Annotated in this window: 13 protein-coding genes; 7 read left to right on the forward strand and 6 right to left on the reverse strand. The window is 71.0% G+C overall.

What is annotated here, in order from left to right; all coding sequences use genetic code 11:
* Positions 1 to 7 precede the first annotated feature (7 nt).
* The 3 genes from iolB (at position 8) to mmsA (ending at position 4,270) form a co-directional block, all read left to right on the forward strand.
* On the forward strand, positions 8 to 811 hold the full coding sequence (iolB, locus tag ABT367_RS12410; protein ID WP_352252335.1) for a 5-deoxy-glucuronate isomerase: 804 nt from the start codon (positions 8 to 10) through the stop codon (positions 809 to 811).
* Complete coding sequence (iolD, locus tag ABT367_RS12415) at positions 808 to 2,703, forward strand: 3D-(3,5/4)-trihydroxycyclohexane-1,2-dione acylhydrolase (decyclizing) (protein WP_352252337.1); 1,896 nt, start codon at positions 808 to 810, stop codon at positions 2,701 to 2,703. The genes iolB and iolD overlap by 4 nt, the downstream gene beginning before the upstream one ends.
* Before the next feature lie 64 nt (positions 2,704 to 2,767).
* Positions 2,768 to 4,270: a CoA-acylating methylmalonate-semialdehyde dehydrogenase gene (gene mmsA, locus ABT367_RS12420; protein ID WP_434975452.1), complete on the forward strand. Its 1,503-nt coding sequence runs from the start codon at positions 2,768 to 2,770 to the stop codon at positions 4,268 to 4,270.
* A gap of 247 nt (positions 4,271 to 4,517) precedes the next feature.
* Here the strand turns inward: mmsA and ABT367_RS12425 are convergent, their stop codons facing one another.
* A complete protein-coding gene (locus ABT367_RS12425; RefSeq protein WP_352252341.1) occupies positions 4,518 to 5,264 on the reverse strand; it encodes a CTP synthase C-terminal region-related (seleno)protein in 747 nt (248 codons plus the stop codon).
* A 96-nt stretch (positions 5,265 to 5,360) separates the two neighbouring features.
* Between ABT367_RS12425 and ABT367_RS12430 the strand changes: the two genes are divergently transcribed.
* Positions 5,361 to 6,227, forward strand: a complete 867-nt coding sequence (locus ABT367_RS12430; RefSeq protein ID WP_352252343.1) for a LysR family transcriptional regulator — start codon at positions 5,361 to 5,363, stop codon at positions 6,225 to 6,227.
* A gap of 1 nt (position 6,228) precedes the next feature.
* On the opposite strand, the gene ABT367_RS12435 is transcribed toward ABT367_RS12430, so the two are convergent.
* Both ABT367_RS12435 and ABT367_RS12440 read right to left on the reverse strand, forming a co-directional pair.
* Complete coding sequence (locus tag ABT367_RS12435) at positions 6,229 to 7,020, reverse strand: hypothetical protein (protein WP_352252345.1); 792 nt, start codon at positions 7,018 to 7,020, stop codon at positions 6,229 to 6,231.
* A 120-nt stretch (positions 7,021 to 7,140) separates the two neighbouring features.
* The gene (locus ABT367_RS12440; protein ID WP_352252347.1) at positions 7,141 to 8,061 is read right to left on the reverse strand and encodes a LysR family transcriptional regulator ArgP; all 921 of its coding nucleotides are present in this window, start codon (positions 8,059 to 8,061) and stop codon (positions 7,141 to 7,143) included.
* 96 nt (positions 8,062 to 8,157) lie between these two features.
* Between ABT367_RS12440 and ABT367_RS12445 the strand changes: the two genes are divergently transcribed.
* Positions 8,158 to 8,787, forward strand: coding sequence for a LysE/ArgO family amino acid transporter (locus ABT367_RS12445; RefSeq protein ID WP_352252349.1), 630 nt, complete (start codon positions 8,158 to 8,160; stop codon positions 8,785 to 8,787).
* 30 nt (positions 8,788 to 8,817) lie between these two features.
* Here ABT367_RS12445 and ABT367_RS12450 read toward each other — a convergent pair whose 3' ends face one another.
* The 3 genes from ABT367_RS12450 to ABT367_RS12460 form a co-directional block, all read right to left on the reverse strand.
* A complete protein-coding gene (locus ABT367_RS12450) occupies positions 8,818 to 9,231 on the reverse strand; it encodes a GNAT family N-acetyltransferase (protein ID WP_352252351.1) in 414 nt (137 codons plus the stop codon).
* The gene (locus ABT367_RS12455; protein WP_352252353.1) at positions 9,195 to 10,298 is read right to left on the reverse strand and encodes a WxL protein peptidoglycan domain-containing protein; all 1,104 of its coding nucleotides are present in this window, start codon (positions 10,296 to 10,298) and stop codon (positions 9,195 to 9,197) included. Before ABT367_RS12455 ends, ABT367_RS12450 begins: the two co-directional genes overlap by 37 nt.
* A gap of 90 nt (positions 10,299 to 10,388) precedes the next feature.
* Positions 10,389 to 11,549 carry a hypothetical protein gene (locus ABT367_RS12460; protein WP_352252355.1) on the reverse strand — a complete coding sequence of 387 codons (1,161 nt, stop codon included), beginning with the start codon at positions 11,547 to 11,549 and terminating at the stop codon, positions 10,389 to 10,391.
* A 653-nt stretch (positions 11,550 to 12,202) separates the two neighbouring features.
* On the opposite strand from ABT367_RS12460, the gene ABT367_RS12465 reads away from it, so the two are divergent.
* On the forward strand, positions 12,203 to 14,848 hold the full coding sequence (locus ABT367_RS12465; protein ID WP_352252357.1) for an alpha/beta fold hydrolase: 2,646 nt from the start codon (positions 12,203 to 12,205) through the stop codon (positions 14,846 to 14,848).
* Positions 14,845 to 15,723 (forward strand): ABC transporter permease, encoded by an 879-nt coding sequence (locus tag ABT367_RS12470; RefSeq protein ID WP_352252359.1) that lies wholly within the window; start codon positions 14,845 to 14,847, stop codon positions 15,721 to 15,723. The genes ABT367_RS12465 and ABT367_RS12470 overlap by 4 nt, the downstream gene beginning before the upstream one ends.
* Positions 15,724 to 15,730 lie beyond the last annotated feature (7 nt).

The raw sequence follows: 15,730 nt of genomic DNA on the forward strand, positions 1-15,730 counted from the left end.
AGTCGCCATGCATGTACGGGCAGGTGAGACGGCGCACGGGCCGTACGCCCTGGACATCGATCCGGAGCGGGCCGGCTGGACGTTCGCGTCCCTGCGGGTGCTCGACCTGCCGCCGGGCGGTTCGCACACCTTGGTGAGCGGGGGCAGCGAGTGGATCGTGCTGCCGCTGACCGGGGGCTGCACCGTCTATGTGAACGGCATGATGATCGAACTCGACGGCCGCAAGGACGTCTACGCGGGCGCCACCGACTTCGCGTACGTACCGCGTGACGCCCACACCCAGATCGCCTCCGCCGTGGGAGGCCGGTTCGCTTTGGCAGGAGCGAAATGCGAGCGGAGACTCCCGGCTCGCTACGGCCCCGCGGCGGAGGTTCCGCTCGAAGCACGCGGCAGCGGGCGGTGTGCGCGCGAGGTACGGGGTTTCGCGGCCGCCGACGCCTTCGCGTGCGACCGCCTGATCGCCGTGGAGGTGCTCACGCCCGGCGGCAACTGGTCCTCGTACCCGCCGCACAAGCACGACGAGCATGTGCCGGGCAAGGAGAGCGAGTTGGAGGAGATCTACTACTTCGAGATCGACGGCGGCCCGGAAGGCCTCGGCTACCAGCGCGTGAGCCCGTCCCGCGAGGGCGGTACGGATGTGCTCGCCGAAGTCCGTACCAGGGACGCGGTCCTGGTCCCGGACGGCTGGCACGGACCGTCCATCGCGCAGCCCGGACACGACATGTACTACCTGAACGTGATGGCTGGCCCGGGCGCCGGGCGTGAGTGGCGGATCCGGTTCCACCCCGATTACGAGGAGGGCTACCGATGAAACTCACCGTCGCCCAGGCGCTCGTACGCTTCCTGTCCCGGCAGTACAGCGAACGCGACGGGATCCGGCAGCGGCTGATCACGGCGACCTGGGGGATCTTCGGGCACGGGAACGTGGCCGGGCTCGGGCAGGCGCTCGTCGAGTACGGCGACGACATGCCCTTCCACCAGGGGCGCAACGAGCAGTCGATGGTGCACGCGGCGGTCGGCTACGCGCGGCACTCGCGGCGCCTGTCCACGCACGCGGTGACCACCTCCATCGGCCCCGGGGCCACCAATCTGGTGACCGGCGCCGCGCTCGCCACCGTCAACCACCTGCCCGTACTGCTGTTGCCGGGCGATGTGTTCGCGGCGCGGCCCGCCGACCCCGTACTGCAGCAGCTCGAAGTGCCGTACGCGGGCGATGTGTCGGTGAACGACTGTCTGCGGCCGGTGTCGAAGTACTTCGACCGGATCACCCGCCCCGAGGCACTGATCCCGGCGGCGCTGAGTGCGATGCGGGTGCTCGCGGATCCCGTGGACACGGGAGCGGTGACGCTCGCGCTGCCGCAGGACGTGCAGGCGGAGGCGTACGACTGGCCCGAGGAGTTCTTCCGGGAGCGGGTGTGGCGGATCCCGCGGCCGCAGGTGGACGAACGCGATCTCAACGAGGCGGTCGCGCTGATCCGCCGCTCCCGCAGGCCGCTCGTCATCGCGGGCGGCGGGGTCCGGCACGCCGGAGCCGAGGCCGCCCTGAAGGCGTTCGCCGACAGCACGAAGATCCCCGTCGCCTCCACGCAGGCGGGCAAGGGGTCGCTGCCCCATGACCACCCCGCCGATCTCGGCGGGATCGGGCACACGGGGACGGCCGCCGCGGACGACATTGCCCGCAGCGCCGATGTGGTGATCGGGATCGGCACGCGCTACACGGACTTCACGACGGCCTCGGGCACGCTCTTCGAGCACCCGGACGTGCGCTTCGTGAACCTCAACATCGCCGGGTTCGACTCCCACAAGATGGGCGGCATCTCGCTGGCCGGTGACGCGGCCGCCGGACTGATGGAGCTGAGGTACCTCCTCACGGAACGCACCGCGGACACCGAGCTGATTCCCGCCTACCGGCTGCCCCGGTCGTACGAGGACGAGTACGGCCGGGCCAAGTCTGAGTGGGACTCCCTGGTCACTGAGGCCTACGCGGCGCCCGACGAGGAGGCCCGGCCCGCGCAGGCCCAAGTCCTCGGCGTACTGGACGAGTTGGCCGACGACCGTGACGTCCTCATCAACGCAGCCGGGTCCCTCCCCGGAGACCTGCACAAGCTGTGGCGCACCCGCCGCAGCGACCAGTACCACGTCGAGTACGGCTACTCCTGCATGGGCTACGAGATCCCCGCGGCCATCGGCGTCAAGCTCGCAGAGCCCGCGCGCGAGGTCTGGGCACTGGTCGGCGACGGGACGTACCTGATGATGCCGACCGAACTCGTCACCGCCGTACAGGAAGGGATCGCGATCAAGGTCGTGATCCTGCAGAACCACGGGTACGCGTCCATCGGCGGCCTGTCCGACTCGGTCGGGGCCGAGCGGTTCGCGACCGGATACCGGTACCGGGCCGAGGACGGTACGTACACCGGGGACCCGCTGCCGGTGGATCTCGCGGCCAACGCGGAGAGCCTCGGGATGCGGGTGCTGCGCGCGAAGACCGTACGCGAGCTGCGGGAAGCTCTCCGCGAAGCGCGTGCGGCGACCGTTCCCACATGTGTCTACGTCGAGACCGAATCCGCAGACACAGTGTCGGGCGTGCCATCAGCGCAGGCGTGGTGGGATGTTCCCGTGGCCGAGACCGCGAGCCGCAAGGCGGCGGTCGAGGCGCGCCGGACCTATGAGAGGCGCGTGCAGGCCCGCAGGCGCCATCTGTGACCGCCGGCCCGGCGCCATCTGTGACAACCAGCAGGAGTTCGAGGAGTACGCCATGACGAACGCCGTGACAAAGACCGTGCACCACTGGATCGGTGGCAAGACCGTCGAGGGCGCCTCGGGCCGCTCGGGCCCGGTCACCGACCCGGCGACCGGCGCCGTGACCACGCAGGTCGACTTCGCCTCCGTCGAGGAGGTGGACGCGGCGGTCGCCGCCGCGAAGGAGGCCTGGGCGACCTGGGGGCAGTCCTCGCTGGCCCAGCGCACCACCGTCCTGTTCAAGTTCCGTGCGCTGCTCGACGCGAACCGCGACGCGATCGCCGAGCTGATCACCGCCGAGCACGGCAAGGTGCACTCGGACGCGCTCGGCGAGGTCGCGCGCGGTCTGGAGATCGTGGACCTGGCGTGCGGGATCACCGTGCAGCTCAAGGGCGAGCTGTCGACCTCCGTGTCCAGCCGCGTGGACGTGGCCTCGATCCGCCAGCCGCTCGGTGTCGTCGCGGGCATCACGCCCTTCAACTTCCCGGCCATGGTGCCGATGTGGATGTTCCCGCTGGCCATCGCGTGCGGCAACACCTTCGTGCTCAAGCCCTCCGAGAAGGACCCGTCGGCCTCCCTGAAGATCGCCGAGCTGCTCGCCGAAGCGGGTCTGCCGGACGGTGTGTTCAACGTCGTGCACGGTGACAAGGTGGCCGTCGACCGGCTCCTGGAGCACCCGGACGTCGCGGCCGTCTCCTTCGTCGGCTCGACCCCGATCGCCCGCTACATCCACACCACCGCCTCCGCCAACGGCAAGCGCGTCCAGGCGCTCGGCGGCGCCAAGAACCACATGCTGGTGCTGCCCGACGCCGACCTCGACGCGGCCGCGGACGCCGCGGTCTCGGCGGCGTACGGTTCGGCGGGCGAGCGCTGCATGGCCATCTCCGCGGTCGTGGCCGTCGGTTCGACCGGCGACGAGCTGGTCGCGAAGATCCGTGAGCGCGCCGAGAAGATCAAGATCGGTCCGGGCAACGACCCGGCGTCCGAGATGGGCCCGCTGATCACCGCGGCCCACCGCGACAAGGTGGCCTCGTACGTGCACGGGGCGGCCGAGCAGGGCAGCGAGGTCGTCCTCGACGGCACCGGTTACACGGTCGAGGGCCACGAGAACGGGCACTGGATTGGGCTCTCGCTGCTCGACCGCGTCCCGGTCACCGCCGATGCGTACAAGGACGAGATCTTCGGCCCGGTCCTGTGCGTGCTGCGCGTCGACACGTACGAAGAGGGCCTGGCCCTGATCAACAACTCGCCCTTCGGCAACGGCACCGCGATCTTCACCCGCGACGGCGGCGCGGCCCGCCGCTTCCAGCTGGAGGTCGAGGCCGGCATGGTCGGCGTCAACGTCCCGATCCCGGTACCCGTCGGCTACCACAGCTTCGGCGGCTGGAAGGACTCGCTCTTCGGCGACCACCACATCTACGGCAACGACGGCACGCACTTCTACACCCGCGGCAAGGTCGTCACGACCCGCTGGCCGGACCCGTCCGAGGCGCCGGCCGGAGTGGACCTGGGCTTCCCGCGCAACCACTGAGCAGTTGGTCCGAGGCAGGCGGTCGCGCGCGAGCGACCGCCTGCCGTTTCATGCCGTGCATCGTGAACAGGGCGAGGTCGCTGAGCTCGACCGAGTACGGCACGCTCAGCATCCCGGCCACGTTCAGCGGGTACGGGCGTTCACCGAGACGCTGTGCCGGATCCGCACCGCAGGCCCGGCGGGGGACGCCGGAGCGGGGATGCCGGGATGCCGGGGTGGCGGACGCCGGAGCGGAGGGCCCGCCCCGTCACGAGTGGGCCGCCACCCGGGCCGCCGCCGCGGCGAACCCGCGGATCACCGGATGCGGGCGTGTGCCGTCGCCGGCCAGTTCCGGCTGGAACAGGGTGGCGAGGAAGAACGGGTGCCCCGGCAGCTCGGCTACGCGGGCGGCCCCTTCGTCGTCCGTACCGCTGAAGCGCAGCCCATGGCCGCGCAGGGTCTCCAGATAGTCCTCGACCAGGGCGTACGAGCAGTGGTAGCGCTCCAATGACCGCTCGGTGCCCAGGAGTTCCCGCGCCAGGGTGTCCGGCTCGAGGCGGACGGCGCCCTCGTGGCCGACCAGGGAGCAGGCGAGCGGCACGATGAGCTGCCGCTCGGCCGCCGGGTCGTTCTCGGCGTGCGCGGCGTCGGTCAGCCCGCAGACGTTCCGTGCGAACTCCAGGACCGCGTGCTGGAATCCGCCGCAGGTGCCGAGGAACGGGATGCTCCCCTCCCGTGCGGTACGTACGGCCCTGAGCGCGCCCGCCTCGCTGCGGTAGGGACTGCCCGGCAGCACCCAGATCCCGTCGAAGCCGTCGACGCCCTCGGCCGCCGCCTCCTCGGTCGGAATCCAGTACGCCTCCAGATCGAGGTGCTCGCGCTCGCGCAGCGCGTCGAGGAGGTCCGGGATGCGGGTGTGGGAACGGACGTTGGGGGAGCGGTCGCCGACGAGGGCGATACGCGCTGGTCGTGCTGTATGTGCTTCTTGTCCCATAACGGGCGGGGCGGTCGTCATGCCTTCATCGTGAGTCCGGACCCTGCATCAGGTCCAACGATGATTCCTGGAGGCCGCATCAGCAGCACTGATGCGGCCTGATGCAGACTGTCGGACGTGGATCCTCATCTCCTGCGGACGTTCGTCGCCGTCGTCGACCAGGGTTCGTTCTCCGTCGCGGCGAGCACACTCGGCTATACGCAGTCGGCCGTCTCCCAGCACATCGCGGCCCTCGAATCCGACCTCGGCACACCGCTGTTGACCCGCCGGCCCGTCGCCCCGACCGCGGCCGGGGCCCGGCTCATGGAGCACGCCCGGCCGCTGCTCCTGCGCCTCGACGCGGCCCGTGCGGATCTGGCCCGGCTCAACCAGGCGCCACAGCAAGGGATTTCCGTGGCCTGTACGCCGCTGTCGCACCCCGCGCTCCTTGCCGGACCCCTGCCGGGGGACCGTCCGAGCCTCAGGGTCCTGGGCCGGGACGAAGCGCTGGGGGCCGTGACCTCCGGCGAGGTGGACCTCGCCCTCGTGGACGGAGCGGCCGCCCCCAGCGATCCGCTCGCGCTCGCGGACCTCGGACCGCTCACCACCTTGCGGGTCGCCGAGGAGCCCTTGGCGGTCGTGCTGCCCGAGCGTCACCCCCTCGCCCGCCGCCCCTCCGTACGCCTCGCGGATCTGAGCGAGGCGCACTGGATCAACGCCCCCGACACGGGAGTTCCGCTGCCCCGGCTGCGGGTGGCGGCGGGCACCGACGGGTTCCGCGCCCGTACGGCGTACGAAGGCACGGACGTCCTCACCCTCGGCGCCTTGGTCCGTGCGGGCCACGGACTCACCGTGCTGCCGGACTCGACGGCGCGGCGGCTGCACGGCGTGGCCGTGACCGCGATCTCGGCGCCGCACATCGTGCACCGGGTCGAGGTGGTGCACGGGCGCCTGCCGCGGGGAGCGGCGCGGGAGCTGGTGGAGCGGATCGGCGGGGCCGGGTAGGTCACGAGCCCTGCATCTGCTCCTTGACGAACGCCGTCATGTCGGCGGTGTCCGAGGCGGCGGGCGCTGAGATCTTCTTCGCCGTACCGAACTTCAGGTAGTCCATGGTCATCTTCATGGGGCCGACCACCGACTTCATGCGGACCGGCATGTCCTCGGCGTCCAGCCACAGTTCCACGGTCATCGTGTCCGCGCTGTCGAGCATCTTGCCGAGCATGCCGTTCTTGTCCTCGCCCATGGGACCGACGGGCATCTCGGCCTTGTAATGCGTCGTCTCCCTTCCGAGGACGTTCTCCTCACCGACCTCGGTGACGTCCTCGGCGTCCTTGATCTCCTTCAGCCCGGCCATCGGGTCCATGTCCGCCGAGGACAACGCGGACGCGCCCTGCTCACCCAGCGCCACCGAGGCGTCGATCTTCATCCAGTGCTTGCCCTGCAGCGGGCCGCTCGGCTGGGGGTCCACGTTGTAGTAGTAGGCGCCGTCCACGAGAAGCATGCGGACCTCCGAACCCGAGACGAGGTCGGTCATGCCGGAGGCGGCGGCGTCCATCATCAGGTCGGAGGCATCGCCGTTCTCGCCCCAGGTGTACGTCCCGCTCATCGCCACCTCACCCGTGCCGAAGTCCACGCGCGCGTCGACATCCGCGGAACCTGCCTGCTGCGCCTTGTCCGACGCCTTGCTCAGCGCACTCAGAAGCGCCGCGCCGGTCTCGACGCCCGAGCCCGCTCCGCAAGCGGTGGCGCCGGCTGCGACGACGACGAGGGCGGCCGTGGCCGCGAGGGTGCGCTTCATGAATCTCTGCCTCTGCTGGGGGTGTTCGCCGGGATCATGGCAACCCTAGGGAGGCGCGGAAGGCGTACGAGCGGACATAAGACCCGGATAAGCGGGACCTGAGTCACCAAGTTCTGCGGGTCAGCCCGGTGGGTGCAGGAATTCGGCGGCCGCATCGGTGACCGCTTCCGCGACGTGTGCGAGGGCGGGGACGTCGAGCTTCCACTGCTGCCAGTACAGGGGTACGTCCAGGTGCTTGCCCGGTGTCAGCTCGGTGAGCGTGCCGGAGCTCAGGAGCGGTGCGGCCTGGAGATCGGGGACCAGGCCCCAGCCGAGGCCCGCGATGACCGCGTCGCGGAACCCTTCGGACGCGGGGACGTAATGGCGCAGCGGCCCGGCGCCCGCGCGGCCGCGCGTGAGGGTGCGCACGAAACGGTCCTGCAGCTCGTCGCGGCGGTCGAAGACCACCACCGGTGCCTGCGGCAGCCGGCGGGACAGCGGGCCCGGTGTCAGATGCCGTTCCTTGAACTCCGCGGTGGCGAGCGGCAGATACCGCGCGAGGCCCAGCGGCCGTACCGTGCACCCCGCCACCGGCTCCGCCGACGAGGTCACCGCCGCCATCACACGGCCCTCGCGCAGCAGTGTCGCGGAGTGCCCCTCGTCCTCGCGCAGGAGCTCGAAGCAGACCGGCGGATCCTGCGGCACCCGGGTCAGGGCGAGCAGGAACCAGGTGGCCAGGGTGTCCGCGTTCACGACGATGGGCAGCCGGGCCGCCCCGCGCGGTCCGTTGTCCGCGGGGTCGTCCTCGAGTCCGAGGTCCAGGTGCGCCGCCTGCTCGAGCGCCGCGAGCTGCCGCGCGAAACGCACGACGACCTCACCGGACTCGGTCGGCCGCACCGGCTTCGTGCGCATCAGGAGGACCCGTCCGGTGCGCTGCTCGAGGGCCTTGATCCGCTGGCTGACCGCCGAGGGCGTCAGATGCAGGGCGGTAGCCGCGGCATCGAAGGTGCCCTCGTCGACGGCGGCGAGGAGGGTGCGGACCAGGTCGTGGGGTAGCTCCATCGGCACGGCGGCTCCAGCCCTCGTCATTACTAGCGCTAAGGGTACGTAAGAAACTTTAGCTGTACTGAAGGCTCGGTGATCCTTAGCGTCGAAGGCATGAACAGCGGACTTCTCCCGGCGGTCGGCGCCGGTTTCGGCACCGGACTCTCCTTGATCGTCGCCATCGGCGCGCAGAACGCCTTCGTGCTGCGCCAGGGCGTGCGCGGACAGGCCGTGCTCCCGGTGGTCGCCATCTGCGCCGCATCCGACGCCGTCCTGATCGCCCTCGGGGTGGCCGGCCTCGGCGCGGTCGTCACCGCGTGGCCGGCGGCGATGACGGTGGTCGGCCTGGCGGGCGGCGCGTTCCTGCTCGGTTACGGAGTCCTGGCCGCCCGTCGCGTGCTGCGCCCGGTGGACGGTGCGCAGGGGCTGCGGGCGGAGGGTGCGGGCACGCGGTCGATACGGGCCGCGGTGCTCACCTGCCTGGCGCTGACCTGGCTGAACCCGCATGTCTACCTGGACACGGTGCTGCTCCTCGGCTCGGTGGCCGCGCAGCGCGGGGACCTGCGGTGGGTGTTCGGCGCCGGCGCGATGCTCGGCAGCCTGGTGTGGTTCGCGGCCCTCGGGTACGGGGCGCGGCTGCTCAGCGGAGTCCTCGCGCGGCCGACGGCCTGGCGCGTGGTGGACGGCGCGGTGGCGGTGACGATGCTGGCGCTGGGCGGGATGCTGCTGCTGCGCACGCTGTGACCTCGGGCGGATTCGTACGGGGAGCCCGTACTACCCGCCGAACTCCCACGTCAGCACCGCACACACCTCGCCCTGTCGCGCCCCGGTCGCCCGGTAGGTCGCCAGCGCCCCCTCGTTGTCCGTGTCCACCGGCACCCACATGTCGTAGCACCCCAGCTTGCGTGCCAGGGCGGTGAGTTCGCCGATCAGCGCCGTCGCGATCCCCCTGCGCCGGTAGGGAGCGTCCACCCCCAACTCGTACAGGCACATCTCCACCCCCTTGTCCGGGTGGTGGATCTCGATGCCGGTGATGAAGCCGGCGGGGATGCCGTCCTCGTACGCGAGGAACATGTGGTGGCCGCCGGCCGAGAGGAAGCGGCGGGTGGCCTCCTCGCGGGGCGGGGCGTCGAAGAGATGGGCTGCTGCTGTCACCTGGTCAGCGTCGGTGGCGCGGCGGATGTCCATTCCTCATCGGTATCACGGGAGTCGGCGGACTTCGGGGTTCCGCGCATACGGGACCTCAGCCGGCGCCACAGTGCCCGCGGGCCGCCCGCGCGGCGGATCCTTCGGCCGCCCCAGACCAGAAGGGCGAGCGCGAAGAGTGCGCCGAGGGCCGGCCAGGGCACGGCGAGGAAGGAGGTCTCGCGCGTCGTCTGCGACACCTTGGGCTCGTCGAACGCGCCCGCCTTCGCCTTCACCGTCACCCAGTCCAACTGGGGCGAGCCGGCCCAGGGTTCGGTGAACTCCACACGCTGGCCCGGCAGCAGCTCCAGCTTCAGGGCGCGCGGGCGCCGGGTCAGGACATCGCGCCCGAACAGGCCCTCGGCGGAGAGCTGGATCGTCGGGCGCAGACGGACGTTGCCGCGGTTGACCAGGACGTAGCGGACCGTGGCCTCGGCGTCCGAGACCCAGGGGATCAGGGGAGCGGCGCGGTCGACCGAGACCGACTCGATCGCCAGGTCGGGCGCGAGAGGCCCGTTGACCCGCAGATACATCCGCGCGCCCACCGAACGCTGCACGCCCACCTGGACCTTGTCCTTCTTGCGGATGCTCTCCACCTTGGTGTTGAGCGCCACGATGCCGCCGATGTGGTCACCGGGGGTGGCGTCGGCGGGCACCTTGAGGCGGAACGGGATGTCCACCCGCTGGTGCGCCTCGACCGTGAGGGTGGTGTCCCGGGCGGCGTCGTTCTTGCCGAGCAGCATCCACGTGCCGACGTCCTTCGGCTCGCGCTCCACCGGAAGCAGCGCGAACGCCCCGCCCTGCGGGGTGTTCATCGCGTCCGTGGCGAAGACCCGGAAGGTGAGCGCCTCGTCGGAGGTGTTGGCGATGGTGACGCTGTCCTCGATCTCACCGCCCGGGTCCGCCTCGTGCGCGAAGTACTCGCGGGTGCGCTTGTCGGAACCCTCCGGCGGCGTGGGGAAGACCGCCCAGGTGCCGTTGTCCGCCGCGCGGGCGGCGGGCGGCGGTCCTGTGAGGGTGATGAGCAGGCCGACCACTGCGGCCACGATCAACGCGTACGGTCTGGGCATGCCTGCTCCAAGAGGCCTGATTCATACGGGAGTTGGGGCGAGGCGCGCCCTGAAGTGCCGAGCCGGAGCGCGCCCCGCCCCCTTGCGGGGTTACGCCATGGAGAACGTGACGACCGACTGGTAGGCGTCCGCGAACATGAACGGCGGAAGCTTCAGCGAAGCGCCGCCGCCGACCGCGAACTCGCCACCGGTCAGCTCCTCACCGCCGGGCGCCTGGGAGGCGACCTGCTTCGGTGTGTCCGTGATCGCACCGGCCGCGCCCACGGCGCACGGGCTCGGGCTGTCCGGGTTGGTCACGGTGCAGGTCGGCGCGATGGAGAGCGCCGCCGTGTTCATGGCGTGCCCGGTGGCCGCGTTGAGGAACGGCGTCCTCGTCACGGTCACGTCCCAGCCGAGGCTGCCACCGCGGAAGTCCTGTACGGCGGCGGCGTTGAAGTTGCCCGTCACCGTCTGGGACTTGCCGTTGATGGTGATCGCGCCCAGGTCGAGCGTGGGCAGACCGCCCGCGGGTCCGATCGCCAGGGCGCCCGGAAGCACCTCGATGTCGACGGGGTGCGGCACGCCCTCGATGGGCGTGACCCAGACGAAGGCCTTGCCCGGGGTGGCGCCGATCCGGACGTTGTCCGCCTTCGTCGTCACCGTCAGCGAACAGGTCGCGTTACCGGCCGCGTCCGCCGTTCCCGTACCGGTGTCGGTGTCCACGCCGGCGAGCGACGCGGTACAAGTGACCGGCCCCGGAGCGAAGTTGACACCCGTCGCCGTCACGGCCGTACCCGGGCCGCCGTTGTTCGGGGTCAGCTTGGTCGTGGTCGGCACGGTCGGCACCGGGATCTGGTTGGTGACGATGGCGACCTTCGGCGCGTTCGCCGTGCACGTGGTTTCCTGCGCGCCCAGCGGTGGGTTGGTGATCGTGGTGATGGTCTTCGACGAGTCGGCCAGCCACTTGATGGCGCCCGGGCTCGCGGACGCAGGGATGGTGATCGGCGCGTTGTTGGTCCAGGGCGCGATCGACGGCTCACCGTTCGCCGGTACGGTCTGCGGGTCCTGTACGTCGCCGGTGACGGTCACCTTGGTGCCGGCGGGAATCCCCGCGTTCTCCAGCTCGAAGGTGACCGACGGCGTCATCGTCAGCGTCAGCTGCAACGGCACCGTCACGCCGGTCGGCGAGGGTGTCACCTTGACCGAACCGGCCGGCAGGACATCGCCCGGCTGTACCTCGTCCGGCACCTCCACCGTGTACGTGGAGTTCATGTCGCGCGGGTTCGGCGACGGAGAGCCCGGTGGCAGCTGACAGTGCATGCTGGCCGTGGCGGTGCCCGTCACGGCGCTCGCGGGGGCCGCGAGCCCCACGACACCCGCCCCCACGGCTAGGGCCAGCGCTCCCACGCAGGCCAGACTTCGCTTACGGGTCGTTCTCACTGGGTGGTGCCCCCTTGGGTCGTGATCCTCGTATGCGATACGGCAGTTGGGCAGCCGTAAGTGATCACAGGAGGTGTCGGCCCAAGGCGTTGAGTGCTTACATTGGGACCGGCACTCCTGTGCCGACGGACCGGCCACCCTTGACCTGTTGGCGCGGGAAAGGGTGGCCGGTTTCGTATGTGGTGCGGCTCGTTACTCATGGCTGTGGTGCGGTGGTCGCATTAGCGCGCCAGGTGCCGGAGATGTCAATGACATGTGAAGGTTGCCGCGGACCGCGTTTGACGGTCCGTCAGGTGTGAAAGCGCTCCCATTCTGATATGCCCCCTATGTCCGCAGTAAGGTGCGCTTTAGGTGGCCCGTAACCGAAGGAGCGCCACGTACTGCGTCTGCGGTACGCCGCGCACGTCTCCTACCTCCGAGGGAGGCCAGGGGTCTCCGTCCGGCGGGGGCCGCGGTTGTCAGGGCGTCCGCTTACGCTCGTAGGCATGGATCTTCGACTGCCCGCGCTGAAGCGTGCCCGCACACGCCCCCGACGGCTCGCCGCCGCGGGGGCCGCGCTCGCCGTGCTCGTGGGCGCCGGCACCTGGACCGCCGTGGCGGCAACCGACGACAAGCCCGCCGTGCACCGCGCGGACGCGCTGATGCAGATGGACGGCGCGCGGATCGACACCTCGTACTTCACAGCGGGCAGCGGCGACACCAAACGCCCCGCAGTCCTGATCGGGCACGGCTTCGGCGGCAGCAAGAAGGACGTCCGGGCACAGGCCGAGCGCCTCGCCGAGCGCGGCTATGCGGTGCTCACGTGGTCGGCCCGCGGCTTCGGGAAGTCCACCGGCAAGATCGGTCTCAACGATCCGAAGGCCGAGGTCGCCGACGTCTCGCGCATGATCGACTGGCTGGCGAAGCGCCCCGAGGTCCAGCTCGACAAGGCCGGCGACCCGCGCGTGGGCGTGACCGGCGCCTCCTACGGCGGGGCCGTCTCGCTCCTTGCCGCCGGGCACGACGAGCGGGTGGACGCGATCGCGCCGCTCATCACGTACTGGAACCTTTCGGACGCCCTGTTCCCCAACGGGGTGTTCAAGAAGCTCTGGGCCGGGATCTTCCTGTCCACGGGCGGTGGCTGCGACAGGTTCGAGCAGCAGATCTGTGAGATGTACAACCGCGTCGCGGTCGCCGGGAAGCCCGACGCGAAGGCGCAGGAGCTCCTCCAGGGCCGCAGCCCGTCCGCCGTGGGCGACCGCATCAAGGTGCCCGCGCTGATCCTGCAGGGCCAGAGCGACTCGCTGTTCCCGCTCGGCCACGCCGATGCGATGGCGAAGGCCATAGGGGACAACGGAGGACCGGTCGCCGTCGACTGGATCGCCGGCGGCCATGACGGCGGAGACATGGAGGGCGCCCGGGCCGACGGCCGGGTGGCCGGCTGGTTCGACCGCTACCTCAAGCAGGACAAGGGCGCCGACACCGGTCCCGCGTTCCGCGTGACCCGTACCGGGGGAGTGGACTCCACCGACGGACGGGCGCAGCTCAGGGGCGCGACCGACGGGCAGTACCCGGGGCTCGACAGCGGTATGAAGACCGTCGAGCTGAACAAGGGCACCAAGTCCATGGACAACCCGGCGGGTTCGAGCCCGCCCGCGATCTCCACGGTGCCCGGCCTCGGCGGCGGTCTGAGCCAGCTCTCCTCGCTCGGGCTCGGCGGCCTCTCGCTCGACTTCCCCGGCCAGTTCGCGGCCTTCGACTCGACGCCGCTCGACAAGGACCTCCAGATCACCGGCTCGCCCACCGCGAAGGTACGGGTGCAGTCCGACTCCGGCGAGGCGGTGCTCTTCGCGAAGGTGTACGACGTGGGGCCCGACGGACAGCAACAGGTACTGCCCTCGCAGCTGGTCTCGCCGATCCGGGTCACCGATGCCAAGGAAGGACGCGAGGTCGACCTCACGCTGCCCGCGATCGACCACGAGGTGCAGTCGGGGCACAAGCTGCGCCTCGCCCTCTCCTCCACGGACCTCGGCTATGCCTCTCCCGTCGAGCCCGCCACGTACAAGGTGACCCTGCTCGACGACCTGAGCGTGCCCACCGCGCCCGGCGTGCAGACCGCCGCCGCGCCGCTGCCCGCCTGGGTGTGGGCGCTGCCGCTGGTGGGCGTGGTGCTCGCGGCCGGTCTCCTGTTCACCGCCCGGCGCCGCGTGGCCGCACCGCCCGCTGACCCCGCGCTCGCCGAAGTGCCGCTGCAGATCACCGACTTGAGCAAGAAGTACGGCAAGTCCGAGCGCTATTCCGTACGGGATCTGGGCTTCCGGGTCGAGAAGGGCCAGGTACTCGGGCTGCTCGGACCGAACGGCGCGGGCAAGACCACCACCCTGCGCATGCTCATGGGCCTGATCAGGCCCGACGAGGGTGAGATCCGGGTCTTCGGGCACGCGATCCGGCCGGGCGCCCCGGTCCTGTCCCGGGTGGGCGCGTTCGTCGAGGGCGCGGGCTTCCTGCCGCACCTGAGCGGGCGCGAGAACCTGGAGCTGTACTGGGCCGCGACCGGCCGCCCCGCCGAAGACGCCCATATCGAGGACGCGTTGGAGATCGCCGGCCTCGGCGACGCCCTCGCCCGCGCCGTGCGCACGTACTCGCAGGGCATGCGCCAGCGGCTCGCCATCGCCCAGGCCATGCTGGGCCTGCCGGACCTGCTGATCCTCGACGAGCCCACCAACGGACTCGACCCGCCGCAGATCCGCGAGATGCGCGAGGTGATGATCCGGTACGCGGCCGCCGGGCGCACCGTCATCGTCTCCAGCCATCTGCTCTCCGAGGTCGAGCAGTCCTGCACGCATCTGGTCGTCATGGACCGGGGACGGCTCGTGCAGGCCGGACCCGTGGCCGAGATCGTCGGTTCGGGCGAGACGCTGCTCGTGTCCACGGCCGAGCCCGTGACGGAGGCCGTCGCCGAGAAGATCGACGCTCTGCCCGGCATCGGCTCCGCGGCGGTCGCGGAGAGCGGTCTGCTCGTACGGCTCGACGGCGCGAGCGTGCCGGAACTGCTCGCCGAACTCCTGCGCCTCGAAGTACCGGTGACCGGTGTCGGACCGCACCGCCGCCTCGAGGACGCGTTCCTGAACCTGATCGGAGGCTCGGCATGAGCACTGAGGCGATGCCTGAGGTGACACCCGCCGAGGCCGCGCCCGGCTACCGTGCCCGGCGCACCCTGCCCTTCCGCGTCGAGGCGCTGCGCCAGCTGAAGCGCCGGCGCACGCTGGTGATGGCCGGGATCCTGACGATCCTGCCGTTCATCCTGGTCGCGGCCTTCGCGATCGGCGGCACCCCCGACGGGGACGGCGACCGCGGCCCGACCCTGATGCAGACGGCCACCGAGTCGGGCGCGAACTTCGCGGCGACCTGCCTGTTCGTCTCGGCCGGCTTCCTGCTCGTGGTGCCCGTCGCGCTGTTCCACGGCGACACCGTGGCCTCCGAGGCCAGCTGGTCCTCGCTGCGCTATCTGCTCGCGGCGCCCGTGCCGCGCGCCCGGCTCCTGTGGAGCAAGCTCGCGGTGGCGCTGTCGTTCAGCGCGGCGGCCATGCTGCTGCTGCCCCTGGTCGCGCTCGTGGTGGGCACGGCCGCGTACGGCTGGGGACCCCTGCAACTGCCGACCGGCGGCGGCATCGGTGCGGGCGAGTCGGCCGGACGGCTCCTGATCGTGGTCGTCTACGTCTTCCTGTCCCAACTGGTCACCGCGGGCCTCGCGTTCTGGCTCTCCGTGAAGACCGACGCACCGCTCGGCGCGGTCGGCGGCGCGGTGGGCCTGACCATCGTCGGCAATGTCCTCGACGCGGTCACCGCACTGGGCGACTGGCGCGATGTGCTGCCCGCGCACTGGCAGTTCGCGTGGATCGACGCACTGCAGCCCCAACTGGAGTGGGGCGGGATGCTGCAGGGCGCGGCGGTCTCGGTGACGTACGCCGTGATCTTGATCGCCCTGGCGTTCCGGGCGTTCTCGCGGAAGGACATCGTGTCCTAGCGGGCTT

This window comes from Streptomyces mesophilus (assembly GCF_040300965.1).
Taxonomy (GTDB): Bacteria; Actinomycetota; Actinomycetes; order Streptomycetales; family Streptomycetaceae; genus Streptomyces; species Streptomyces mesophilus_A.